The sequence below is a fragment of the Marinomonas piezotolerans genome (assembly GCF_003362755.1).
Lineage (GTDB): Bacteria > Pseudomonadota > Gammaproteobacteria > Pseudomonadales > Marinomonadaceae > Marinomonas > Marinomonas piezotolerans.
In genome coordinates this window covers 134910-161789 of the sequence record NZ_QKRA01000003.1, presented here as the reverse complement: position 1 = coordinate 161789, position 26880 = coordinate 134910, and the positions used below count along the sequence as shown (strand labels likewise).

The 26880-nt window shown below is 46.7% G+C and carries 16 protein-coding genes and 2 tRNA genes; 3 read left to right on the top strand and 15 right to left on the bottom strand.

Annotation, left to right across the window (positions count from 1 at the left end; translation table 11 throughout):
* Positions 1-4: 4 nt before the first annotated feature.
* The 10 genes from infB to ftsH form a co-directional block, all read right to left on the bottom strand.
* On the bottom strand, positions 5-2578 hold the full coding sequence (gene infB, locus DN730_RS08250; RefSeq protein WP_115467647.1) for a translation initiation factor IF-2: 2574 nt from the start codon (positions 2576-2578) through the stop codon (positions 5-7).
* Between the two features lie 25 nt (positions 2579-2603).
* Positions 2604-4094: a transcription termination factor NusA gene (gene nusA / locus DN730_RS08245; protein WP_115467646.1), complete on the bottom strand. Its 1491-nt coding sequence runs from the start codon at positions 4092-4094 to the stop codon at positions 2604-2606.
* A 30-nt stretch (positions 4095-4124) separates the two neighbouring features.
* Positions 4125-4586, bottom strand: coding sequence for a ribosome maturation factor RimP (gene rimP, locus DN730_RS08240; protein WP_115467645.1), 462 nt, complete (start codon positions 4584-4586; stop codon positions 4125-4127).
* Between the two features lie 143 nt (positions 4587-4729).
* A tRNA-Met gene (locus DN730_RS08235) sits at positions 4730-4806 on the bottom strand.
* Positions 4807-4851: 45 nt separating this feature from the next.
* Positions 4852-4937: transfer RNA gene (locus tag DN730_RS08230), tRNA-Leu, on the bottom strand.
* A gap of 25 nt (positions 4938-4962) precedes the next feature.
* A complete protein-coding gene (secG, locus tag DN730_RS08225; RefSeq protein ID WP_115467644.1) occupies positions 4963-5325 on the bottom strand; it encodes a preprotein translocase subunit SecG in 363 nt (120 codons plus the stop codon).
* Between the two features lie 4 nt (positions 5326-5329).
* Entirely contained in the window at positions 5330-6073 is a 744-nt protein-coding gene (tpiA, locus tag DN730_RS08220) for a triose-phosphate isomerase (protein ID WP_115467643.1), read from the bottom strand.
* Positions 6074-6157: 84 nt separating this feature from the next.
* The gene (gene glmM / locus DN730_RS08215) at positions 6158-7510 is read right to left on the bottom strand and encodes a phosphoglucosamine mutase (RefSeq protein ID WP_115467642.1); all 1353 of its coding nucleotides are present in this window, start codon (positions 7508-7510) and stop codon (positions 6158-6160) included.
* Between the two features lies 1 nt (position 7511).
* On the bottom strand, positions 7512-8342 hold the full coding sequence (gene folP, locus DN730_RS08210; RefSeq protein WP_115467641.1) for a dihydropteroate synthase: 831 nt from the start codon (positions 8340-8342) through the stop codon (positions 7512-7514).
* Between the two features lie 38 nt (positions 8343-8380).
* Complete coding sequence (gene ftsH, locus DN730_RS08205; RefSeq protein WP_115467640.1) at positions 8381-10357, bottom strand: ATP-dependent zinc metalloprotease FtsH; 1977 nt, start codon at positions 10355-10357, stop codon at positions 8381-8383.
* 583 nt (positions 10358-10940) lie between these two features.
* On the opposite strand from ftsH, the gene DN730_RS08200 reads away from it, so the two are divergent.
* Positions 10941-11243: a YhbY family RNA-binding protein gene (locus tag DN730_RS08200; RefSeq protein WP_115467639.1), complete on the top strand. Its 303-nt coding sequence runs from the start codon at positions 10941-10943 to the stop codon at positions 11241-11243.
* 92 nt (positions 11244-11335) lie between these two features.
* Positions 11336-12145, top strand: coding sequence for a hypothetical protein (locus DN730_RS08195; RefSeq protein WP_115467638.1), 810 nt, complete (start codon positions 11336-11338; stop codon positions 12143-12145).
* Positions 12146-12156: 11 nt separating this feature from the next.
* Here DN730_RS08195 and DN730_RS08190 read toward each other — a convergent pair whose 3' ends face one another.
* From DN730_RS08190 to DN730_RS08175, 4 genes are all read right to left on the bottom strand, one after another.
* Positions 12157-12678 carry an outer membrane beta-barrel protein gene (locus tag DN730_RS08190; RefSeq protein WP_158541191.1) on the bottom strand — a complete coding sequence of 174 codons (522 nt, stop codon included), beginning with the start codon at positions 12676-12678 and terminating at the stop codon, positions 12157-12159.
* A gap of 77 nt (positions 12679-12755) precedes the next feature.
* Positions 12756-13097, bottom strand: a complete 342-nt coding sequence (erpA, locus tag DN730_RS08185) for an iron-sulfur cluster insertion protein ErpA (RefSeq protein WP_147290567.1) — start codon at positions 13095-13097, stop codon at positions 12756-12758.
* A 79-nt stretch (positions 13098-13176) separates the two neighbouring features.
* On the bottom strand, positions 13177-14763 hold the full coding sequence (prfC, locus tag DN730_RS08180; RefSeq protein ID WP_245957927.1) for a peptide chain release factor 3: 1587 nt from the start codon (positions 14761-14763) through the stop codon (positions 13177-13179).
* A 111-nt stretch (positions 14764-14874) separates the two neighbouring features.
* Complete coding sequence (locus DN730_RS08175; protein ID WP_115467634.1) at positions 14875-15189, bottom strand: helix-turn-helix domain-containing protein; 315 nt, start codon at positions 15187-15189, stop codon at positions 14875-14877.
* A gap of 249 nt (positions 15190-15438) precedes the next feature.
* On the opposite strand from DN730_RS08175, the gene DN730_RS08170 reads away from it, so the two are divergent.
* Complete coding sequence (locus tag DN730_RS08170; RefSeq protein ID WP_115467633.1) at positions 15439-15630, top strand: hypothetical protein; 192 nt, start codon at positions 15439-15441, stop codon at positions 15628-15630.
* A 197-nt stretch (positions 15631-15827) separates the two neighbouring features.
* Here DN730_RS08170 and DN730_RS08165 read toward each other — a convergent pair whose 3' ends face one another.
* Complete coding sequence (locus DN730_RS08165) at positions 15828-26870, bottom strand: LPD38 domain-containing protein (protein ID WP_115467632.1); 11043 nt, start codon at positions 26868-26870, stop codon at positions 15828-15830.
* Positions 26871-26880 lie beyond the last annotated feature (10 nt).

Here is a 26880-nt window from a genome sequence, read left to right as displayed (position 1 = left end):
TATCTTAAAGTGTACGAGCGACTTCGATAGTCTTGAAGACCTCGATCTTATCGCCTTCTTTCACATCGTTGTAGTTCTTCACGCCGATACCACACTCCATGCCTTGACGCACTTCGTTAACAGCGTCTTTGAAGCGGCGTAGAGATTCTAGCTCACCTTCATAGATAACAACGTTGTCACGCAATACACGGATAGACTCATTACGGTGAACCGTTCCTTCAATAACCATACAGCCGGCTACTAAGCCAAACTTCGGTGAACGGAACACATCACGTACTTCTGCAGTACCCATGATTTCTTCACGTAGATCTGGCGTCAACATACCAGATAGAGCTTGCTTCACATCATCGATAATGTTGTAAATAACGCTGTAGTAACGTAGATCAACACTTTCACGCTCAATGAATTGTTTCGCAGAGCTGTCTGCACGAACGTTGAAACCAAAGATTACCGCATTGGACGCTAGCGCAAGTGTTGCATCAGTTTCAGTAATACCACCAACGCCACTGGATACTACGTTCACTTTTACTTCATCAGTACTTAGATCTGTTAACGACTTAATCAAGGCTTCTAGAGAGCCACGAACATCGGCTTTCAATACGATATTCAGTGTGCCTACTTCATCTTGGCCCATTCCGGAGAATAGGTTTTCAAGTTTCGCAGAATGCTGACGGGCAAAGCGGACTTCACGGTATTTACCTTGACGGAAGTTTGCTACTTCGCGTGCTTTACGCTCGTCGGCTACGACGATGAATTCTTCACCTGCATCAGGTGTGCCATCAAGACCAAGGATCTCAACTGGGATAGAAGGGCCCGCTGCATTTACAGACTTACCATTCTCGTCCAACAACGCACGTACACGGCCCATTTGTAGGCCAGCCAATACGATATCACCTTTCTTAAGCGTACCGTTTTGAACCAATACAGTTGCTACAGAACCACGGCCACGATCAAGGCGAGACTCAACAACTACGCCTTTACCTGGAGCACTCGGCACTGCTGTTAACTCTAAGACTTCTGCTTGAAGAAGAACGGCTTCTAAAAGCTCATCGATGCCTTCACCAGATTTCGCCGATACGCCTACGAATTGGACGTCGCCGCCCCACTCTTCTGGCACGACTTCTTGTGCAACTAATTCATTCTTAACCCTGTCTAGATCTGCCGCTTCTTTATCGATCTTAGTCACCGCGACGACAATCGGAACGCCCGCTGCACGCGAGTGCTGGATCGCTTCGATCGTTTGAGGCATAACACCATCGTCTGCCGCACACACTAGGATAACGATATCCGTTGCTTGAGCACCACGAGCACGCATCGAAGTAAAGGCCGCGTGTCCTGGTGTATCAAGGAAGCTGACCATACCGTGATCTGTTTCTACGTGATACGCACCGATGTGCTGGGTAATACCACCAGACTCACCCGCGGCAACGCGCGTCGTACGAATGTAATCAAGTAGCGATGTTTTACCATGGTCTACGTGACCCATTACGGTCACAACAGGCGCACGCTTGATTGCTTCACCTTCGTAATCGATTGCTTCAAGCATGTCGTTTTCAACAGCATTTTCATCAATCAATTTAACCGTGTGGCCCATTTCTTCAACGACAAGCGTCGCGGTATCACGGTCGATGGTTTGGTTAATGGTCGCCATTGCGCCCATTTTAAACATCACCTTAATGACTTCCGCAGCTTTCACTGTCATTTTATCGGCCAATTCTGCGACCGTAATACTTTCAGGAAGTGCCACTTCGTGTACGATAGGTGCTGTAGGCTTTTGGAAGCCATGTTCTTGCTTCACCGCAGGCTTTTTCAGCTTACGCTTACCGCCGCGACGCGAAAATTCATCATCGCCATTTAGCGAAATACGACCACGCTTGGAGTCATTTTGACGACCACGTGGCTTGTCTTTCTCACGATCACCTTTGGGTGCCGCTTTTTTACCTTTTGGTGCAGGCGCACTTGGCTTGCTGTCACCAGTAGGTTGAGACACCTTACGATTGGTCTTAGTCTCTTTAGGTTTATCCACGAGTTTATCCGCTCCCATGTCGGAGTCGTTTTGCTCCGGTTGCTGTGCAGCTCGTTCTGCAGCATCACGCTCACTCTGTTTGCGCTGTGCTTCTTGTCGAGCTTTTTCTTCAGCCTCGGCTTTCGCTTTAGCTGCCTGTTCTGCTTCAAGTCTCGCGGCTTCTTCACGAGCTTTTTCAGCTTCAATACGTGCTTTTTCTTCTGCCTCACGTTGCGCTGCAGCTTGTTCTTGCTGGCGTTTCAGTTCTTCATCGGCATCATCACGTTTAACATATGTACGTTTCTTTTTCACGGCGACATTTACTGCTTTACCACCATCACCGCGAGATAACGTGCTTTTCGTACGGCGCTGTAGTGTAATGCGCTGACCTGCTGAGTCCTCAGTCTCGCCGTGCTGGCGTTTAAGGTAGTTTAGCAGGATTTGCTTTTCAACATCAGAGACTTCTTGATCTGCGCTTTTTTGCGGCAAACCAGCATCTTGCATCTGAGCCAATAGCTTCTCGACTGGCGTGTTCACCAATTCGGATAGTATCTTAACGGTTTGAACTGTCATTAAGTTCCCCCTTTTTACTCAGATTTTATTCAGATTCAGCAAACCAAGGTGCGCGTGCGGTTAAAATTAGTGCTGCCGCGCGTTCTTCATTCATTCCATCAACTTCGAGTAACTCGTCAACTGATTGTTCAGCCAAATCTTCCATTGTAATAACGCCTTTGGACGCTAAAACTAGAGCCAGGTGATTATCCATTCCTTCCATCTCAAGAAGATCTTGAGCAGGCTTAGCACCTTCTAGCTGCTCTTCAGCCTGTAGCGCCTGATTTAACAACGCTTCCTTAGCACGAGTACGTAGCTCGTTTACCAAATCTTCATCAAATCCGTCGATGTCCAACATTTCTTCCATAGGCACATACGCAACTTCTTCAAGTGTTGCGAAGCCTTCGTCAACCAGCAAAATTGCTAGATCTTCATCAATGTCCAAGGCAGAAACAAACACGTCAATCAGCTTTTGTGATTCTTCTTGTTGTTTCGCTTGAGCATCTTCACTGGTCATAACGTTTAGCGTCCAGCCAGTTAAAGCGGATGCCAATCGAACGTTTTGACCATTTCGACCAATCGCTTGCGCTAGGTTATCGCTCTTAACAGCCACATCCATTGAGTGCGCATCTTCATCTATTACGATTGAGTCAACTTCTGCAGGAGCCATCGCATTGATCACTAACTGTGCTGGGTTATCGTCCCACAACACAATATCAACGCGCTCACCATTCATTTCATTAGAGACAGCCTGAACCCGTGCACCACGCATACCGACACACGCGCCAATCGGATCAATACGACGGTCACTGGTTTTCACTGCGATCTTTGCACGCAAACCTGGATCACGCGAAGCGCCACGAATATCAATTACTTCTTCAGAAATCTCTGGCACTTCTAGGCGGAACAATTCCACCATAAATTCAGGAGACGTACGCGAAAGCACTAATTGCGAGCCACGGGCATCCTCACGGATTTCTTGCAGCAGTGCACGAACACGATCATTCATGCGGAACGTTTCACGATTAATCAGCTGATCTTTAGGTAACGACGCTTCCGCGTTTTCACCTAGGTCAATGATCAAGCTATCACGCGTCACTTTCTTAACTTGTCCATGTACAAGTTTACCGACTTTCTCTGTGTAACGTGCCACCATTTTCGCACGTTCAGCTTCGCGTACTTTTTGCACAATGACTTGCTTAGCAGTTTGTGCAGCAATTCGCCCAAACTCTTCAGATTCGATTTCTTCTTCGTAGATTTCACCTGCACCCAGTGCAAGATTCATCTCTTCCATATCATCCGTTGTTAGCTCAGAATCCGGTGCAGAATAATCTTCATCGGCCACAATATTCCATTGGCGATACGTTTTATAATCACCAGTACGCTGGTCTATTGATACACGGATTTTCACATCGCCTTCAAAACGACGCTTTGCAGCACTTGCTAATGCAGTTTCTACAGCTTCAAAAATAACCTGTTTAGGCACATCTTTTTCGTTTGAAACTGCTTCCACTACCAAAAGAATTTCTTTGCTCATCCTTTTAGCCTCTCTTTAAGGTTAAATAAATTAAAACTGAGGAACGATGTTTGCTTTTTCAATCAACTCAATCGGTAAGATGTATTCTTCGTTGTCAACAACGAGTACGACTTCATCACCCTCAATACCATTGAGCCGACCTTTAAATTTACGGCGTCCATCGAACGGCACTCGTAATCGCAATGACACAACCGCACCTAGAAAGCGCTGGTATTGGCTGAGTTCAAATAATGGGCGATCCAAACCTGGAGAAGACACTTCCAAGCTGTATTCACCAGTAATAGGGTCTTCGACATCGAGAATAGCGCTTACTTGGCGGCTAACCGATGCACAGTCTTCGACATCAATGCCTTTTTCGGAGTCCGTTTCTATGAATACACGAAGAACCGAATCTTTTCCTTGAGAGAGATATTCAAGGCCCCAAAACTCAAACCCCAAACCTTCTACAACAGGCCTGATAAGCTCTTCTAACTGTGTGAACTTAGTAGACAAATCACTTCTCCGAATAAAAGCCTAGAAACAAAAAACGGGCACAAGGCCCATTTAACAAAAGTTCAGATAATAAAAAACCCCATAAAGGGGCCATCCAAACTTCAAGATCTTTACAGACCTCAGTTTCTCTAAAGAAACTAGGTTGGTTGCGGGGGCCGGATTCGAACCAACGACCTTCGGGTTATGAGCCCGACGAGCTACCAGACTGCTCCACCCCGCGTCAACAAGAGCGCATTCTACTACAACATAGAAAAACTCTCAAGAATGGTGCCGATGGCCGGACTCGAACCGGCACAGCCGTAGGCCACTACCCCCTCAAGATAGCGTGTCTACCAATTCCACCACATCGGCAACTCTTTTTCTCATTAAATTAAATTTAATCTACTGTAGGAATATCATTATTCGCTTCTGATGAAGCGTCGCCTGCTTGAAGGTCAGGCATATCAACATTTTCTTCAACTTGTGGCGCACTTGGCACAAAGTCCAAACCACCACCAACAGTTTTAGCCTGTTCGCTCGCAAAAAATGCTAAGCCAAAGCTAGTTAAGAAAAACACTAATGCAATCAAGGCCGTCATACGACCGAAGAAGCTACTTCCGCCTTGACTACCAAATACTGTCTGAGATGAACCACCGCCAAATGACGCGCCGGCATCAGCTCCTTTACCCTGTTGTATTAACACCAACCCGATGATAGCAACGGCGGCTAATACATGAACAACTAAAATTAAAGTTTCCATTATTCTACTTCGCGGATTCTATGATCGAATTAAATTCTGCGGCATCCAGTGATGCGCCACCAACAAGGGCGCCGTCAATATCAGGCTGAGCAAACAACTCAGCACTATTAGATGCCTTCACACTGCCACCATATAAAATCGCCACTTTCTCAGCTGCTTTAGACGATGTTTTTGCAATGTGAGTTCGAATACCTTTATGTACTTCTTGTGCTTGTTCTGATGTTGCTGATTTACCGGTACCAATGGCCCAAACAGGCTCATACGCAACCACTACACTTTCAAAACGTTCAGCACCTACGACATTCATAACGGCGTCGATCTGACCATTACAAATAGCTAATGTTGTGCCGTTTTCGCGCTGCTCTAAAGTTTCTCCCACACACAAGATAGGAGTTAATCCAGCTGCAAGCACCGCATCCACTTTATCAGCTACTATCGCATCAGTTTCTGCATACAGTGAGCGTCTCTCTGAATGCCCTACAATGACATGAGACACAGAGAAATCTTCTAACATTGGAATGCTTACTTCACCAGTAAACGCACCTTGCTTTTGGTCAGATACATTTTGCGCAGCTACTTTCAAGTTTGACGCCAACGCCAGATCTGCCACGGTTGCCAAGTACACGAATGAAGGAGCAACCACGACATCAACGGCATCATTCGACTGAATGCTCTTCACTAGTTCAACAACAGACTCTTTTGAGCCATTCATTTTCCAGTTACCAGCAACTATCTTACGACGAGTCATAACGATACCCTTGATTTCGAGGCGCTCATTCTAGGCAATTGCCCAACGTATATCAAGCGCTATTTGTGGATTTAGGTTTAGAAATCAGCTAATTGCCTGTGCTTTCTCTTTTGCCACTGCTTCAACCTCGGCAACAAGGACGTCCACGAGTTCATCAACCATCTTCTGATCCCTTCCCTCTACCATCACTCGAATTAAAGGTTCAGTACCTGATGCTCGTAACAACACACGCCCCAAGCCATTCAATCGTTCGTTCGCATGAGCGATTGCTTTCTGTAAAGAAGGCTCTTCAGCAGGTGAAAAGCGCGCTGCGACGCGAACATTCTTTAGCTTTTGAGGGAACTTAACTAGCCCTTCTAGCAATTGCTCTAATGTTTTCTTCTCTTCTATCATTGCCCGCAAAACTTGCAAAGCAGCAACAATACCATCCCCAGTAGTCGTAATATCGCGACATACGATATGTCCCGAAGGCTCACCACCAAGAGACCAACCGTGCTGCACAAGCTTCTCATTAACGTAGCGATCACCGACTTTCGCTCGGCTAAAACCAATGCCATTTTCTGAGAATGCCAACTCAAGACCAAAGTTACTCATCAATGTACCCACTACACCGCCATTGAAACGACCAGTATTCATTAAGTGGTTGGCAATAATATATAAAATATCATCACCGTCTCGCACATTACCTTTCGCATCAACTAAAATCAGTCGATCTCCATCGCCGTCTAAAGCGATACCAAGATCAGCACCTTCGGCTAGCACATTCTTACGCAACAATTCAGGCTTCGTTGCGCCGCTCACTTCGTTAATGTTCAATCCATCAGGGTTCACACCAACTGATATCACGTCGGCACCTAATTCAGAAAACACTCTTGGCGCAACATGGTAGGTAGCACCATCCGCACAATCCACGACAATTTTTAAGCCCGTAAGCTGACGGCCGATGGGAAAGGTACCTTTACAGTATTCGATATATCGTCCCGCTGCATCTTCGATACGCTTGGCACGGCCAATATACTCTGACTGTACAACCTCCATCGGTTGCTCAAGGTAATACTCTATTCGTTCCTCAATCTCATCAGAGATCTTACCGCCCTCTGCGGAAAAGAATTTAATACCATTATCTGTATAAGGGTTATGCGATGCACTGATAACAATTCCAGCACTGGCACGGAAGGTACGAGTTAGGTAAGCAATTGCTGGGGTCGGCATAGGTCCTACCAATCGCACATCAGCCCCCGCAGCAACAATGCCTGATTCTAATGCCGACTCAAACATATAGCCTGAAATACGGGTATCTTTACCAATGAGTATTTTCTTACCCTGCTCTTTAAATACCTGTCCGGCGGCCCAACCGAGCTTTAGCATAAACTCTGGTGTGATTGGTGCCTTACCCACTTCCCCACGAATTCCATCTGTACCAAAATATTTACGCATGTTAACTCTCTTCTATGTGATGCATAACTTTTAACATTTCTACATGAGGCCTTACATCGTGAACACGAAAGATACGTGCTCCCTTTAAGTAAGCTGAAGCATTTGCTCCCATCGTCCCCGACAAACGCTCTTCTACAGAGGCGTCTAAAATCTCTCCAATCATGGTTTTACGAGACACACCAATCAACATTTCAAACCCTAAGTCCACAAAGCGCCCAGTTTGCTTAAGAAGCGAGGCATTATGATGAAGCGTTTTACCAAAACCAATCCCTGGATCTAGCATAATCTGCTCACGCTTGATTCCAGCCGCTTCAACGACCGCCACACGGTCAAGCAAATAGCGCTCTACATCTGCGATAAGCTCATCATAGATTGGGGCATTTTGCATATCCTGAGGTGTCCCTCGCATATGCATTAAGCAAACGGGCAACCCCGTTTTGACAGCAGCTTCGACCGCTCCATCACGCTCCAGCGCTCGCACATCATTAATCAACCCCGCACCTAAACGCTGGGCTTCTAGCATTAATAATGGCGTACTTGTATCGACAGAAATCACTGTATCAAAGCGCTTGGCGATAGCCTCAACGACAGGCAAAACCCGATCAAGCTCCTCTTGCTCGCCCACACTCACAGCACCAGGCCGAGTAGACTCTCCACCAATGTCGATAAATGACGCACCGTCATTCAACATTTGTTCCGTTTGACGCAACGCTGCATCCAGTGTGTTGTGCTTACCGCCATCGGAAAAAGAATCAGGGGTTACATTCAGTATCCCCATAACGCGAGGAAGCGATAAGTCGAGAGACTTATCGCCAAATTTCATCACAGACATTCGTCGGCCATTCAATGTTAGACAGGATCTGGTGAAGCTTACGCTTCACCAGAAGATTTTTGAGACGCTGGCGCTTGGTCACCTTCATCCGTCATTTGGTCGGCCGAACTAGCGGTATCAGAATCATCCAACGTCGCCTTATTATCAACCTCAGGCTGTTCAAAACCGCTGCCACCATTACCACCAGAAGGATCCGTCCAACCAGCCGGTGGACTTGGCTTCTTACCATCCATGATCTCTTTGATTTGATCGGCATCTATCGTTTCATAGACCATCAATGCATCAGCCATCATATCGAGCTTCGGACGATGCTCTGTTAGAATGTCAGTGGCTTTTTTGTAGCAACGATCAATGATGTCTCGCACTTCGGCATCCAGCTTCTTGCCTGTTTCCGGCGAGAAGTAGTTATTTTTACTGCCTGTGTAGCTCTGTTGATCGTCTTCTTCGTATGCAAAAGCCCCAAGCTCCTCAGAGAGTCCCCACTTAGTAACCATGTTGCGCGCTAGACTTGATGCTCGCTCAATATCATTTGAAGCCCCTGTAGAGACGCCATCAAACCCATGAATTAGCTCTTCGGCAATACGCCCACCATATAAGCTACATATTTGCGACTCGATACCACGCTTGCTCAAACTATACTTATCTTCCTCAGGAAGATACATCGTCACACCCAAAGCACGACCACGGGGAATAATCGTCACTTTGTAAACAGGGTCATGCTCAGGCATCAAGTAACCAACAATCGCATGACCTGCTTCATGATAAGCGGTATTGAGCTTCTCTTCTTCTTTCATGACCATCGACTTGCGCTCAGCCCCCATAAGGATCTTGTCCTTAGCAAGCTCTAGCAACTCCATGTTGACTAAGCGACGGTTTGAACGAGCAGCAAATAGGGCAGCTTCGTTTACCAAGTTCGCCAAATCGGCCCCTGAGAAACCAGGCGTACCACGCGCGATATTTTTTGGCACCACATCGTCATCAACAGGTACTTTGCGCAAATGTACTTTCAGAATCTGCTCACGACCACGGATGTCAGGCAAACCAACTGTAACTTGACGATCAAATCGGCCTGGACGTAATAATGCGGGATCGAGCACATCAGGACGGTTTGTTGCGGCAATAACGATGATACCTTCGTTACCTTCAAAGCCATCCATTTCGACCAATAGTTGGTTAAGAGTTTGCTCACGCTCGTCGTTACCGCCCCCCATACCGGAACCACGGTTACGACCCACTGCATCAATCTCATCTATAAAAATGATACACGGCGCATGCTTCTTAGCTTGCTCAAACATATCCCGCACGCGAGATGCACCTACACCGACAAACATCTCAACGAAGTCAGACCCGGATATTGTAAAGAAAGGCACTTTGGCCTCACCCGCGATCGCCTTAGCCAACAATGTTTTACCTGTACCTGGAGGACCACACATTAGGATACCGCGCGGAATCTTACCCCCTAGGCGCTGAAATTTATTGGGTTCACGAAGGAAGTCAACAAGCTCTTCCACATCTTCTTTTGCTTCATCACACCCAGCGACATCAGCGAAAGTCGTTTTAATCTGATCTTCTGGCAACAAGCGAGCTTTGGATTTACCAAAAGACATTGGCCCACCTTTACCGCTTCCCCCACCTTGCATCTGACGCATGAAGAATATAAAAATCGCCAAAATCAGAAGAATTGGGAAACTGGCCACTAACAGCTGCATCCAGATGCTTTGCTGTTCCGGCATACGCCCTTCAACGACAACATTGTTGCTTAACAAGTCATCCATAATCTTCGGATCCGATGCAGCAGGGCGAACGGTATCAAAGCTGTCTCCTCCAGTACGGGTACCACTGATGGTATAGCCGTCTATCACTACTTTCGCGATACGTCCGTCATGAACTTCTTGCACAAACTCGGAGTATGAAATCCTATTTGTTTCAGTAGAGGTATTAAAGTTGTTGAATACTGTCAGTAAAACGGCAGCAATCACCAACCACAATAAAATGTTTTTTAGCATATCGTTCAAGAGCACACCTCTTAACGGTTAAGTTGGCAAAGCCAAAATCGACTTTGCTTAATTAACCTTTAAATTGTCGTCCTAGTTGAGATACGTTTGACCAAAAGGCGCACGTATCAGGGTTTAGGGTATATCGAGCCAGTTTGACTTCGCATCGCATTCGTAAGGATGCCACTATTTAAGCGCATCACCTTACGCTGTAACCACCTCAATGAGCTGACCGAAGTGATTTTCTTCGGGAGTTAGCTTTACATATTGGGGCCGTAATTAAAATTACAAGATTCAAGTCTGCAGTTCTAATGTGCATTACGTGTATTTTCGTAAACGCATGAGTTTGACACACCATCACGCCAATATAACAGAAGTCGCATACTGACTGCTATTTTCGTACGAATATAGCGTTCAAACTATGACTTTAACGAATCGAATGTAAGACAAAACAAAAATCGATTCGTTCCGCACTATCTACTAAGGCAGTTTTTGATTATTGCACTTTTTCATCATACCTAAACAGGCACATATTCCGCTATAATATCGCTTAACCTCTGACGCCTCCAATAAAGAGGACTAACTAAGATGAGAAAATATACTTATGAGTTTGACGAACGTTCAAAAAAAACAATATCGCCTGATTGGCCACTCACTTAATCCTGTTGTCACGATTGCAGGAAACGGTCTTACCGAGTCAGTACTGACTGAAATTGATCGCGCTTTAGAAGATCATGAATTAATAAAGGTTCGTTACAGTATCGCTGACCGCGAAGCTCGTTATGCTCATGTAGAAGAAACAAGCAAAGTATTGAAATGCGAGATCGTACAAACGATTGGTAAAGTTGCTCTACTATACCGAGCAGCGCTAGAGCCCAACCCAAAGCTATCAAACTTGTTACGCTAAAAATTTTGAGTTAAGGCTGAATAAATCAGCCTTAACTCTTGCAATCATTGACCGATAAACTTCTACACTACGCAAACATATTAGGTGGAATGATGATCTTTATTGATACGGTCAATCGTTTAAATCAACTTCCCGAACGAGAAGACCCCCGCTTCCAACGCAGGCGAACATTATCTTCCAGCCAAGACAGTCTCACACTCAGTGAAGCGGCTGCTTATGTTCAACAAATAACCTTGTCTCAAGAGCTGGCGTCTGAACTGGTGCCGATTGATAGTATTCTTGCCAATGTCTTAGAAGTCATATTACAGCAGTTAGAACCTCAACAAATTACAGTTCATGCGCTGTCGCAACTTGCCGGCGCCGCAAACGATTGGGAGCTTGTTCTGCAAACGCCTCCGGCAGAAAAACCCAATAACGACTCGCCTGATTATGGTGACGACCTAAAGCCACAGCGACATAAGCATAACGAAAAGCATTTTGAATGCACTTTGCACGGCAGTGATAACAGCCAAAAAAAAGTAACATTGCACTTTAATATCCAACACTTACAGAGCGACTATTTAACCTCATTCAAAAACCTTCCACCGATACAACACCTTAGCACCCCCTATCAAGCCGAACAGCTCGAAGACTTGCCAGCTCGTTGGTCATTTGAAATTGACCAAGACGGCGAAAGCACTCCATTAGAAGCGCTTTACAGCTACGCTCCCCCTGCTAAATACACTATTTCTGCAACCGGCTTGCAAATCTGGCTCCAACGCGCAAAGGATTCTCTACCTATTCTCATTGGAGATACACAATGTGGCTATATCTACATTGGTAATTACGGGGCATATGAAGCTCACAAGGAGAGCGCAGAGGACACCATTCAGCACTCAAGCGATATCGATACCAGCGCCTAGGATCTCCCCAACTACTCAAAGGTGTAAACAACGCCCAAAGAAGTCATACTTTCCATTTCGGCGTCCTGAATACTCGCTGTCGTGGCAATATATGAAAAATTCAAATCCAAACGGTCCATTAGCTCATGCGCCACGCCAAATCCTGCGCGCAAGCTTGCTATTTGATCCCCTATCTCCGGCTTTGCGTCTAATTTGCCGACCCCAACAACACCATAGGGTCGAATCACCCCATTCGAAAGCTTCCAATGGGTATCCAAATACATAACCGACACATCGATCAGTTCATTATTCTGTTTAACCAGACCTCGAACCCCCTCCATATAACCGACTGATAGTTCGAGCAATGGGGAAACGGCGTAGATAACTTGAAAATCTAAAGCATAAGCGTCTAACCGTGCTGATTCGTAACCATGTTTTTCATTATCTAAGTATATTGAACCTAAACCCGTCGCGACTCGCCAGTCCCCAGCATTGGCTTGCACAGAACTCAAGAGTGCGAGCAAGCCTACCCCCATCATTAGCTGCGTTTTCATTTCATTTCCTTTTGCCATAAAAAAACCCTCACAAAAAGCGAGGGTTCTACTTTAACTTGTTTCAACAAATATTTCGTCTAAATGCTGAAGCTTGCACCACAACCACAAGTTGATGACGCATTAGGGTTAGACACCGTAAACCGTGCACCCTCTAAATTTTCCACATAATCTACTTCCGACCCTACGAGATACTGAAAGCTCAGTGGGTCTACGACCAACTTCACTCCCTCTTGAACCACCTCGGTATCGTCTTCTTGATACTCTTCGTCAAAAGCAAAACCATATTGAAAACCAGAACATCCTCCACCTGTCACATAAACACGTAGCATCAGACGCTCATTTTCTTCTTCCACAATCAACGACTTCAGCTTACCCGCTGCAGCAGACGTCATAGAAATTGGATCCGCGGATTCGACCATAATGAAAGCAACACCTTTCTCACTTAGGAATGTATGGAAGCAATTATCCGCTTAACCAAGTATTTTAGTCAAGTATTGATCAATGCTCACGCGTCGCTCGGAACTCTACTTCTGGGTAACGCTCCTTCGCAAGATTCAAGTTAACCATAGTCGGTGCGATATAGGTCAAATTATCGCCGCCATCAAGTGCTAAGTTCGCTTCATTCTTACGTTTAAATTCTTCAAACTTTTTACCCTCTTCCGCATCAACCCAACGCGCGGTAGCGACATTTATATTTTCATAAATCGCTTCAACGTTATATTCGGATTTTAGGCGTGCAACTACAACGTCGAACTGAAGAACACCGACCGCTCCAACAATCAGATCATTGTTTTGAAATGGGCGAAAGACTTGTACCGCACCTTCTTCCGACAACTGAACCAACCCTTTTAGAAGCTGCTTCTGACGCAAAGGATCCTTCAAACGAATACGTCGAAATAACTCCGGTGCGAAATTAGGAATACCAGAAAACTTAAAACTCTCACCTTGAGTAAAGGTATCGCCGATTTGGATCGTGCCGTGGTTATGCAATCCAATAATATCCCCAGCGAAGGCTTCTTCAGCACGAGCACGGTCACCCGCCATAAATGTCACCGCATCAGAAATACTTATCTGCTTTCCTGTGCGAACATGGTTCATTTTCATACCTTGAGAATATGTCCCTGAGACCACTCGCATAAAGGCGATACGGTCACGGTGCTTTGGATCCATATTGGCTTGAATTTTAAACACGAACCCAGAAAACTTCTCTTCTTCAGCGACCACTTCACGCTCACTGGTTTGGCGAGGCAATGGCGATGGCGCCCATTTTGTCAGGCCATCCAGCATGTGATCCACACCAAAATTCCCCAGTGCTGTACCAAAGTAAACAGGAGTCAATTCGCCTGCAAGGAACAACTCTTCATCAAACTCATTTGATGCCCCCATGACTAACTCAAGCTCTTCGCGCAACTGGATCGCTAGATCCTCACCAACCGCTTCATCTAGATCAGGATTATCTAAACCTTTGACTGTACGAACTTCTTGAATCGTATGTCCTTGGCCTGTTGAATATAGAATCGTTTCATCACGATGAATGTGATACACCCCTTTAAATGCCTTACCACAGCCAATCGGCCAAGTAATCGGGGCACACATCATATTTAGCTCATTCTCGACTTCATCCAATACTTCCATTGGGTCGCGGATATCGCGATCGAGCTTGTTCATAAACGTGACAATAGGCGTGTCACGCAGACGTGTTACTTCCATCAACTTACGTGTTCGATCCTCGACACCTTTGGCAGCATCAATAACCATTAGACAAGAATCGACCGCAGTGAGTGTACGATAGGTATCTTCAGAGAAATCTTCGTGCCCAGGCGTATCTAGCAAGTTAACCAAGCAGTCGTTGTAAGGGAACTGCATAACAGACGTCGTGATGGAGATACCACGCTCTTTCTCCATATCCATCCAATCTGATTTTGCGTGCTGTTTAGAACCACGCCCTTTAACCGTACCCGCTTGCTGGATCGCGCGTCCAAACAAGAGGACTTTTTCAGTGATCGTCGTTTTACCGGCATCAGGGTGGGAAATAATTGCAAACGTTCTACGTTTTTGAATTTGTTGAAGAAAATCACTATCCACTTGTTTTATACCTTTTATGTGTACGCACCTGTGTACACATTTTAAATTGTACCTCATGATGCGTTGATCATTTTTCGGTGGAGTATATCAAAGGAGAGGTAGACGGGATAACTAGATTGATCTTTGGCTCATAAAAGCTTTCATAACCTCGGCGGCTATTTTTTTTTCTTCGGGGCTTAGAGACATTACCCATTGATTGAACTCGTTTAGCACTTCGATCATGCTTGAATCAGTGTCATTGCTCAAAGTGCCTAACGGTAAGCCAAGCCTTTGCTCTATCTTCGCTTGCAATTCCTTTGCTGGCTCGTGCACATCTAGCTCCCAAGACTTAATTGTACTTACAGACTTGGATACTATAGTCGCTAAATGTTTCCTTGTTAAATTTTTACCCTCCCTTGCTTTTCGCAGTCTCTGGCCGAATGTCACTGTTTATATGATTTTTTCTTATGAATTTACATTAGATTAATCTAAATCGATCACACGCTTTGATACGTTTGGTGTGCTTATTGTAATCGTACTGTGTAGATAGACCTCTATCCGTAATATGTTGATTTTGGATAGATCAGACCTTTTACAGCTAGAGCCATTTGTGAGTGCTAATTTTATGCACAGTTTTTTGGCAAAATTTGCAATAGGGAAAACAGGAAATGTTAATCGCTTGAAAGGATATTCAAAATGGAAGATAAGAAACTGATCTTGGATGATGCGCTACGCTTTGTTAGTCAAGCGAAAGCTCTTGTGTTGATTTTATCAAATGAAAATTCGTTTGAAGAGCTGGAGCCGTGGGTTATCTCGAATGCTATGTGGATGTTATCGGATAGGCTTACGGACCTAGAAAGCGCAGTTCTAAGCATAAACGTCGACTGATTATAAAGCAGTTGGTCGCCACCTGCGTCCCTTCACAGATCGTCTCTATAAGTCTAAGCTCTTTGAGGTTCAGAATCTTTTTGGTAGAAGGGGCTAGGCATTATGTATAGGACAATAGAGGCGTTTATAGGAGGGCTGAGCTTAGTAGCGATGGTTATCCTGATTGGCATCCATGCCTATCATGAGCTGTTTGTTTACTAAAACAGGCCGTAGTATCTCAATGATGTATCCTGTGCTAGCTCGTTGCGCATTTTTGTTAACTCATCAATGCGCTTACGTTTCTCTTTAGCGGTCATAGTGGGGCTTTGGTAGACCTTCTTTATCTGACTGCTAATGTCACTTAAACGCTTGGACACTTTATTTAGATATGATCGCAATTGTAGCTTTTTCAGGTTTGAGTTCATCAGCTTATTGGCCTGCTCCGTTTTGCCCTCTTTAGCCAGCGCTTTGACTTCCGAATAAAGCATGCTTGTCTCATCAAGCATATCGTAGAATCGACCGACGTGCTTATTGCTGCCCACTTCATCGCTGTAGAATCGCTTGATAACAGGCGCTTTTCCAAACGTCCAATCTGGCGAGTCGGGCTTGTCCACTATTTGACTCGTAGCCATATCTGTCAAGCCTAGAAGGTAGCCGCCCAATGTGCCGAAGTAACCGCGCATCAAATACTCGAGTCTTTTTGGTGAGCGCATCCATTCAGGCGCATTGTCTGGCATAGCATTGGCTAACTGCTTCATTGTTTCACTTGTCCATGGGCTATATTGGCCTTCGGGTTTACGATACTGATCCCCAAACGACAATATAGGGTTGCCAGTAAAGCCATTCTCGTTCTTCGCCACCTCCATTGCAGGCTTAAATAGCTGAGGCGTAGGGTTCATAGCAAAGGTGCCAAGCATCATAGCCCCCATACGTTCAGCGAGTAACTTGCCGTCGGCATCGTCTCTTAGTTGCTCAAACGCACGCTCTGGCACTGTCCCAAAGAATGCCCCGACTTCAAATGGTTTAGGTATCTTGATGTGCTCACCGTCTACCCACACATGCCAGTTTGCGTCGCGATCCCATTCCTCTAACTCCCAGTAATCTTCGTTGTCCCAGTTCGCGGCAAGAAGCGCTAAGGATGCCCCCATCAGGATCGAACCTTTCATAAAGAAAGCTTTAGGGTTTGTCTTTCCGCCACGATATAGCCGCTCTAATCCCTGAATACGGGCGTTTAAGAAGGGAACCATCGAGATAAGCGCTTGAGCCCATGGATGTGCTCCACGCTTTGAGAAGTTGATAACGTCTTGCGCTTCGTGAGCTGCTTCGGCTACAGAACCACCGTCTTTGATGACTGCATCGTACACGGCAATACGGTTGGCGTTTTCAGTTGCTTGACCTATCCGCATCCATGCATCCCACGCTCGTTTTGGTGAATGCAGCGCACCACCCTTTTTCAGGGTAGATAAATGCTGACGTACACTATCAGGGCTAGTGTCGTAATACCCGCCACCGCCTGCACCCGCTGCCATCATCGCCCATAGCGACTCATCTCGCTTGATCCCTTTAGACGCTCCTTTTATCGCGTCATACAGAGGCGTAGTTTTAGCATCGACCGTTACCCACGTAGATAATGTGTCTCGCATAAAGTTAGCGGCCATAAAGCCCGGATCGGCGGTGACCATCGTGGTTAGAATACGCTTGGGGATTTGGAATATTTTCATAAGTCCATCAACACGCATTGGGCCAAGCTGAGTGATAGCGGTAAACAATCCCGAATCGGTGACATGGTACTTCTGGAGCTTCCCATTACGGGAAACCGATACCGTGCCTTTTCCGACGTTGTTGTACCGCTCAAGCTGGTTCGACCATGCGTTTAATAACTCTGCATCCATAGCGTCAGGGTCGTATCCCAGCTCGCGCAACATGTTGTCACGCTCCTCTACCTCCATTTTAGACGTGGGCAACTTCTCCATTGCTACACCATCGGCAATATCGGTAATACGCTGCATCGCGACGTTTTTGAATGACGCATCAATCATGTGGGTTGTACTTCGCACCATTGATTCAATGATGTTCAGCTTTTCAACACCACCCTTAAGTTGCTCAATGCCCGACTTCTGACCACTTAGACCTCGCTTACGTGCAAATGGATGCTTACCACTATCGTCTTCCATTTCCGCTACACGATGGAACGGCACATAGTCATCATGCTCCCAAATTGCTCGCGCCTCCGAATTGATCAGACCTGCTTGTTCGGCCATATCGAGAATGGCTTTGTTGAACTTGCGCCACTCGCTTTGCGCCTTCTCAAACTCGGCTTTCATTTCGGGCTTGCCGTTTACAAAGTCCATCACTTTCTTGATATCCTTGGCGGTGTATAAGCGTTCACGCTTTTGGAATGCTTTTTTCTTCGCAGAATCGGCCGCTTTTTTAGCTGTACGCATATCTTTTTGCCATTGCGCTAAACCACCAGGGTATTCGGCTGGCGCCACACCTCTAAGTTGTTTGATCCGAGCACGCTGCGCCATCATTTCTTTTTGACCGACTATGTTTGCTTTGCGATCCTCGTCCATGATGCGCTTAGCACGTTTTGCGCCTGCGTAGGTTTCCCAAAGCTGGAGCTGGTCGGCATCCGCAATGCTCTGAAAAATTTCTAGTAGCCCTTTGGTATCCTTTTTCACCTGAAACGCGCCATCTTTGTACTCTAAAGCGCCTTTACGCATCGCAACCTCAACAACCGAATCAAGGTTAGCTGTGCGCAGAGCCGCTTTATAGGCCGATTCAGCACCATCCAGTAGCTTACCCATGTTGACGTTCTTCTCTAAGCTCTCAATGGATGCATAGGAATCAATCAAACCTTGTTTTAGCGCCGTGCCATCAATGTCTTTCAGACCTTTTATGTACTCCTTTGCTCGCTCCATTAGGGTGAGTTGGCCTTTAGGCTTGGCTTGAGTTTTCTCAGTGACTTTTTTAATGTCCTCGGGAATATCCGTTTTAATGCTGGCATTGATGTATGCCCTAGAATCAGCACTTTGCGCATCCAAGTCCACTTTGGTCATGTATTGATTCTCGACTCTCTGGCGGGCATTACTGATTAAACTCAGAACATCGTTGTCGCTCCATTTGATAGACGGGAAGTATTTGCGAAGCCATGATCTGACGGCTGCAACCAAGCGCTTAAGCAGTGCTGGCTTTTCACCCTTTTCCGCCATGTGCGCCACTTTTTCTTTACCAAGGAGAATTCGCCCTTCTTTGGTGTTAGGCTCAACGCCGTAGGTCTTGATCAAATCCGCCAGACCTTTGCGGCCATAGCTCAAGGCAATGCGTTCCATGATCGCATCGCCATCTTTACCTAACATATCCAATACTGCTTTATGGCCGACCACTTCATGAAGAAAGATTTCAACGGCTTCCTTTTCATTGCTCAGGCCATCAGCAATCAGATAGTTCTTATCACCGGCATTGATGCCGCGTAGTACAGGATTTTCCCCTTTAGACTGCTTAAGCTTCGCTTTGGCTTGGATTCGGATATTTAAAGGTAAGTCACTAATAGATTGAACCACCTCAAAGGTGCCGCGCTCATGTAGGTCGTTAATCAATGGTTCGACAGCGGCGCGAACATCGTCGGCACTCATGCCGCCACTTTTATCACCAACTGATAAGTTAATGTCGGCGGAATCTAGCAACTGCTTTGCGGCCCCATTGAATTTAAGCGCATCCTCTTCGGTCGGAAACATGAATTTTTGACCACGCGGCCAACCGCTAAAGTCTTTCGCGAGCTCCTTTAGCTTGCTGTATGTTTCATACTCTTGGCGATCTTTCATTTCCGTAACAACAAACTCTTTACCCCGCTTCGTCGTATATACTTCACCTGTATATTCAAAGAATTCATTGTTAGCTGAGGAAGGGGCCGATTGCTCACGTTTAGGCGGTTCAATGTCGATCTCGACACCTGACTCTTTAGCTTCCTCAATGATTCGAGCGGCGTACTCTGCAAAATCGGCTCGTGCTTCGTCGTTATCAAAGTAGTAGGTGCGCCCATCACGATCAGGGCGAGCGCCAAATTGATTTGCGTCTTCGTTGATTGCCTGAGTAACGTCGTTAGGAAGTTCACCCCACATCTTTACACGGTAGGTATCACCGTTGCGACCTTGTCGTGCCGCACCTTCGTATTCCATATAAAGCGAAGGGTCTACCGGTTCGAGTGTTGGCTCATTACGATCACGCAATATGGTGTGCTCGATACGATCGAACAATTCATTTACGTCTTTTGCATTTTCAAAGCTGACATACTGAGGGTTAGGCGCATCAGCTGGATTATCAAAACGATCCAAGATAATGACTTTGGTTTTGACGCCAGTACCGGCGCGATCAAACACACCATTAGGTAAAGCCACTTCACCAGCTTGATAGATGTTTTCGTAACGTTCATCTATCAAAAGCTTGTCTAATCGCTTGTTCGCTGCGGGTCCATCCGGCACCAATGCCACAATACGGCCACCATTTGTTAAGTGGCGGATTGCTTTCTCAATATGATCGTATGCCAGCTTGCCACCGCGACCAAACGGCGGGTTCATGGCAATACCCTCAAACTTGTTGATCACGTTTAAGTCTTCAAATGGCTCGTTGATCACGTCACCAGAAAACACCATTTCAGCAAGCGACGCCAGCTTATAGCTTTTCTCAGTCGCTTTGTTTCTTGTGTTGCCAGGAAACCATCGACCAATCGCACCATGCCCGACACTTGGCTCTAATAAACGATGCCCACCTTTAGGCTGTAACCACTCCACCATTTTCATTCCTAACGGCTCTGGTGTAGCAAAGTAATCTTCGCCTTCTGCACTCTTTGTATTTGAAGTTCTCTTAAGATTTGAGTAGTAAAAGCTCTTAGCCTTGTCCCATGGGCTAATCTCTTGCGCTCGGTCGGCTTCTTTGCCACCTTTGCCGATTTCGTCTCCCACTTCCTTATACGCGGCATCTAGGTAACCTTCACTGATACTTTCTTTCAAGCTGCGCGCCAGCTCGCCCATGCCAAGGTTTTCTGCAGTACTTGCTCGACCAGCAATTTTGCTAGCAAAGATATAACGCTCAAAAGCGGTGCCTGTAGTTAGATTTTCAAACTGCGCATCTGTCTTGACACCAACACGGTAAATTCGTCCCTCTATCTGAATCATCTGTGTTGGTTTAACAGGAATACCGATATTGATTAGTACACGCTGATTTGTGCCGCTAATATCGTGAAGGCTAATGCCTGCCTCGCCTGCGTCCTGCTGAATCACGATAACATCAACACCGCTACCATCTTCGTTGAATAACGCTTTTGCTTCATTTCGGGCTTTGTCAGATACATCACCATTATAAAAGCGAACACGATCACCAAAGGCTTGCTCGAACAAGCTCAATGGGCGCTGTAAGTTACCAAAAGAGATGTTAGTCATGCGCGGAAATTCGGACTCGAATTGATTTAACAATTCAGGGTGCTTTTGGCGAACGCCATTAAGCGGATCGACAGAACCGCCTACGTTGTAAGAATGGAAAATCACCACCTTACGGCCTTTTTCTAGGTGCGCATTGGTGCGCGCAACAGCCTCATCAGCTTTGATCGCCTCAAGTAACTTTACGCGGCTAATGTAGTCGAATGACTTGTTGAACGTATCGGCTAGCTTGGAATATGGACGCTCCTTACCATTATCCCCTTCCACTTCATGATCCCGCCACTTCTCGATAAGATCATCCAGCTTTTCACCGGCTGCGGTTTCCACTTTGATAAAGTCGCGCTTGTAATCTGCCTCCACTTCAAGAGTGCGGCCACCCAATACGCCTAGCTCTTTCATATTCTCATGGAACTGGCGTTCCATTAGCTCGGAATCTACTTCCGCACCTGGTTGATTGAGTTTGTGATATCGCCATCGGTAACCAAAGTTGCGTATATAAAAGGCGTTGTGACCGTGGAAAGCATTTTCATACCCGCCCTCGTATTTATCGCCATAGTCTTCATATCGGAATAAATAACCTTCTGCGTAATCAGTATTGCGCACGTAAGGGAACGGCGTCGCGGATAAGAAAAGCACCTTGGTATCAAATGGGCCTTGCTCCTTAAGCTTATCTCGTAGCTTTCTAACCTTGTTATCAACGACGCTTTGATCGTCTTTATAGCGCTCTTGTGCGGCTAATAACGCTTTATTTTCGTCACCATCAAACTGCGGAAGCACCTTGGCGGCATAAGCATCTACTTTCTTAGTAACAGCTTCTTGCTCGTCTGCATAAACCGATCTCGCTCGGTGGTAGCTGCCTTGTTCGTGATTGGTGTGAGCTCGCAGCATATTTAATGCAGCGGTGTTCTTTGCTTGCTGGCCCCCCATTAGCTTCTGCGACTCATCCGCTACGATTAAATCAAACGTTTTACGCTGCTTAATTAGCTCATTGTTTTGCCCAAATGTCGCATAGGTTGTGATCGTTAACCCTTTGCCTGCATCTTTAAGTTTCGCCCCGCCATTGTCGCCAAGCACGTATGCATCAAGATCAAAGAAGTCTTTCGCGGCTTGCACCCATTGTCGGGCGATGCCATCAGATGGCAAAACAACCAAGGTGTTGCTCATGCCTTGTTGGGATAGACGCTTAATCGTACCTAAGCCTACAAACGTTTTACCTGTGCCTGTACCGTTAGTATTTAAGTAGCCATTGGTAGAACTGGTTTCATCAAACAGGCGTTTTTCAATAAGCGATACATCATTCGCTTGTTCTGGCATCAAAGCCGGTACGCTTTGCTGAATGTCCGCTACATCCCCCCACTTAGCTTTGTGTTTTGCTGGTGGGGCGGTTTGTGTGTCGGCCTGCTCTACGCGCCCAGTAGCTTCGCTAGTTGCTGCTGCTGTGGTTGGGTCAAACGATACTCCGCCGTCATCGTCGCTATCGCTTCGTCCAAGTTCGCGGGGATCGCTAATGCTTGCTTTAGCTGCTGCTGATCCGTCTGATTCAAATAGACTTCCAGTGCTTCCCTCTCCAGATACGGCACCATCACGTACTGGTACGCTATCGCTACGGTTGGGTCGTACTGCTTTCGTAGTAGTTCGCTCTGCTCGTCCAGAGCTTCGTCTAGTTGGTTCTGATTCATTTCCATTAGAGTCTTGATCGACTTGTGCTTGATCTTGGCTTGTGCCAGCTCGTTCCACTTCTCCGCTGGTAGTTGATACATCAGCTTCGTCCTCTAGTCTATTAAGGTCAAATTTGCGCACATCACGCGGGGCATCCATCTGATCGGCTAGATCGTCCGAGACTTCATATTTTTCAGGATTAGCGCTTACGGCGCCATACGCTTCTTTTAGAAACGGTTTTACATCTTCATCTTGAATGCCTACGGCACGCGTCGCGTTAAGCACATCACGCGCCCAGCGTGCAAAGCGTACCGTACCCTCGGCAATAGTCACAGCTCCCAACTCGGCAACGGCCAGCATTACTTCTGGATCAATACCTGAGTTTAGTTGGCCGCGGCGTGATTTCATTAAATTAGCTAGTTTTTCGGCTTTCTCGCGCTTCTTGGAAGATAGCGAATCAGCGGCTTGATCTAGTTTGTTTCTCTTTTTAGGTTGCTCGACTTGATGTTCGTCGACCATCTTTTGCAACTCATCGGCCAGCACCGTATCGCGCTGTTTAACTGCCTTAATAGTGTCGCTTATATGCTTTTCATAGCTTGCAGAGTTACCGCCCTGTTCCTTTACCAAACTGGTTTTATCTAGTGATTGCTGTACCGATGCTTTGATATTGGCTGCTTGTTTTTTGCTTATCCTTGATTGCGGCTTAGGCTTTTTGCCTTCAATAATCCCAAAACCACCTTGATACGGCACGATTTCAGCGTTTGGCGTGTTCTTGAAGGTTTGCGACATCCTTGCGACTTTTTCAGAGCTGTATGGTCTGCCTGACTTCTGAAGTTTTACCTGAGGTTCATCAGATTGCTCTATTTCTGGCTGGGCATTGTTTACCGTTTCAGTGTTACCAATGGGGGCGGTTACAGCATTTTCTTTACCGATATTGGTGTTTTGTTCACTAATATCAGAGGATTGTTTACCAGTATCGCTATTTTGTTTACCACTCGGTGCGCTAGATTCACCACCAAAATCTAGGACGTTGGCAACTGTAGGCGCAGGAGCGCGGCCAAATAGCCCATCAGTCTGAGAGTTACGCAATCCCTCTTGCCCTCGTTGAGCGGCCCCTTTGATGGCGTCGGTCATGCGCTTAATAGAGCGCACGTTCTGGTCTAGGTAGTTGGCAAGGCTTGCCGTGGTTGGATCGACTGTATTTTCTGACATCAAATCAAACTGGTCAGTTAGCTCTTTTACTGGCACATCATCACGACGACTACGCTTAACAATATTTACAGCATCCACGATCGTATCGGTGAAGCCCTCGACACCGCCCTGTGCGTTTAACTTAGCCACTTCTGGTGCTGCATTGATCAATGCCTTAGCGACCGTCTTCATATCGTCGGCTGACGTGCTGGTAATGTCTTCAATTAGCTGATCAGAACCGTATGCCTTGGCAAAGATAGCGTTTTGCACACGACTGATACCGCCATCTGAGATAGTGCCGTCACCATTTAGCATGGCGTTCTGTTCGGCTTTCGGGAATCGGCTCAGGAACTTCCGCACAAAGGAACGGTTAGACGCTGCAGCAAAGTCGCCAGACTCTGGAATGTCAATTAATGCCATATCGTCATCACTCAAGCGGTTTGAGTCTGACTTAGCTTGCTCTACCGGGTTTAAGGCGAACGCATCTGTAGTGTTCGCATCTTTGGTGTAACTGGTGAGCTCGTCGGCCGTCATATCATTTAGGCGCTGACGTACAAGCACGGGCTGATTGAATTGGCTTAGCTCATCTTTGTTAATGCCTAATCGCTCGACATTGTCTTCTAAATACTGGAGGTAGTTCGCTGCACCATTGTCATTGTATGCGCGACGGATTGACATGGTACGACCGTTTCCGCTTTCCACGACACCATTACGGATAATAGGCGCGCCACTCACGACACCAGAGTCTTCGCCCAATTTTTCAGGGATCAAGTTCTTGGCATTGTCTTCCACTTGTTTACGCAATGCTGGGCTTGAGCGGTCACGGTTCTGCAGGGCTTGAGGATAATCGGTGCGCGCTTGGAAGTGATCATCATGGCTAGTGGTTAGATCGCTTGCTTCAACGATTTGATATTCAACATCAATAGCCTTGTTGTTGGGCGTATACGCTTTTGCTTTGTTGCCCTTGGCTGCTTTTACTTCGCTACCTACTTCTAATTGACCAAGCGCTACTTGGTTCTCCTGCTTACGGCGTTCGGTTTCTCGCAAACGCTGCTTTAATCGACTTTTTACAAGCTGCCGTTCTTGTAGCTTCTGCAATTGGTACGCTTCGTCACGCGCTTTACGACTTTGACGCACTTCGGTTACTGGTTCTTCAAAAGAGCGGCGTGTGGTTTCGCGTGCGGCCAACTCGGTTTCTGTTGGCCGATAAGGTTCAGCAATAACACTTTGTTGTGGAACGCCAAACTCAGTTTGTTGTTTAGTGCGCCTCTGACGCCCTTCCTGCTGCTGGCGTTGCTCTGGTCGCAAGCTTGGAGCATCAAGGAAAGCGCCCTCGCTATTGATTTGCGAATAACTTACCGCTTCTCTGTTAGGCTGTGTGCGCTCCGGTTCCACCCGCAAATAGCTTGGCGGTGTTAACCCTAGCCCTCTAGGTCCTGCTAATTGCTCTTGTGGTCTTACCTGTTGAGCTTGCTTTTCATCTCTCCCAACCTGTTGAGGATCTCGTAATAGCTCCCCGTCTACTGTTTCACCAATTCGACCTAAGCGGTTTTCCCAAGAGTAATTAGTTTCTGGCTGTTGGCTAGGGATGTATTCACCATCAATGCTGGTATTTCTTGCTGTGCCATGCTGTCGCTCAAATGCCGATTGATTGCGGCTGTATTCAGTGTCATCACGAACTGGACCATTCGGTGATAAGCCAAACTGCTGTGCTTGTGTCTGCTCTGGCCCTGCCATATCAAATGGCTGGCTGTCTTGATCACCTACATCAAGTATCTGTAATAGCTCATCGCGACGGGCAAGGAACGCTTCATATTCTTCATCGTTGAGCGTTTCAGCTTCGTTTGTGAGTAGATCGTCTATCTGATCAAGTTCAGCTTGGGCCTTGTCTTGTGGCGTTTCTGGTGCGTCTGGCTGGCTTAGTGGATCGTTAGGGTCCGGAGCTGCTTCGGGTTGTGGCTTGTTTCGGCTAGCGGCTTTACCGCCAGCGGCAAACGCACCGCCCACAGGACCGCCAATCATTGCGCCACTAATGGCATCTTCCACAACGCCATCCATAGTATCGCGAGGCAACACAGGGTTCACGGCACGGTTTGACACGGCCGTTTGACCGCCTGACTCAACAAACTCTTGCGAGCCCTCTGTTGCGGCACCTGTAGCAATAGATTTTGTCCATGTCCCCCCTTCACCTCGGAATAGCTTGCCCATTACTGGACCAAGCGCACCCTGTGTCACTGCGCCAAGTTTCGCGCCATCTTGTGCGGCTAACTCTGCAACATCGTTTGCGAGGTTTTCACGCGCCTGATACATAGCAGTTTTATGGTCTGTGCCACTGTTTCGTAGTGCTCGGTAGTGATCTTGGTAGAGCGGTGCATCTTTAAGGTCGGCAGGGGTGGCGTTCATTATCTCCTGCTTAGCTTGATTGCCCGTTGAGCCGCCAATAGTCGCCGCGCCAACACCACCAAAGCCGACAACATCAGCGCTTTTGTCGATAACACTTGCCGCCTTTGTGCCTTTAGCAACGCCACCCGTCACCTTACCAACTGTGCTAACTCCTTTCGCCGCTAAACCGCCTGGTATCATTGTTGGGGCAAATGAGCCAACACCACTTAGCACATTTAAACCAAATCCTTTTAGTGAGCTGCTGTCTTTCAAGCCGTATCCTGTAATGCTGTCATCGTCAGACTCGACACCAAAACCCTCGAACGCTTCACGCCCCTGTGTGCTCATTTGTTCGATCTGATTATCAGCATGCCCGCGTAGCCATTCACCTGTATCGCTAGCAGTTTCGCTACCAGTTAGATAGCCAATACCATCTGCTAAATCGGCGGCACCAGATAAGAAACCGTGTTGCATCGCGTCAACGGCATCACCAAAGAACCCTTGCTCGTCCTCTTGTTCCGAATTTGCTTTTTCACGGATTTGCTTACGAATCAGTGCTTTTCGCTGTATTTCTTCGCGTGTAATTTCACTCACGTTGTTTTCT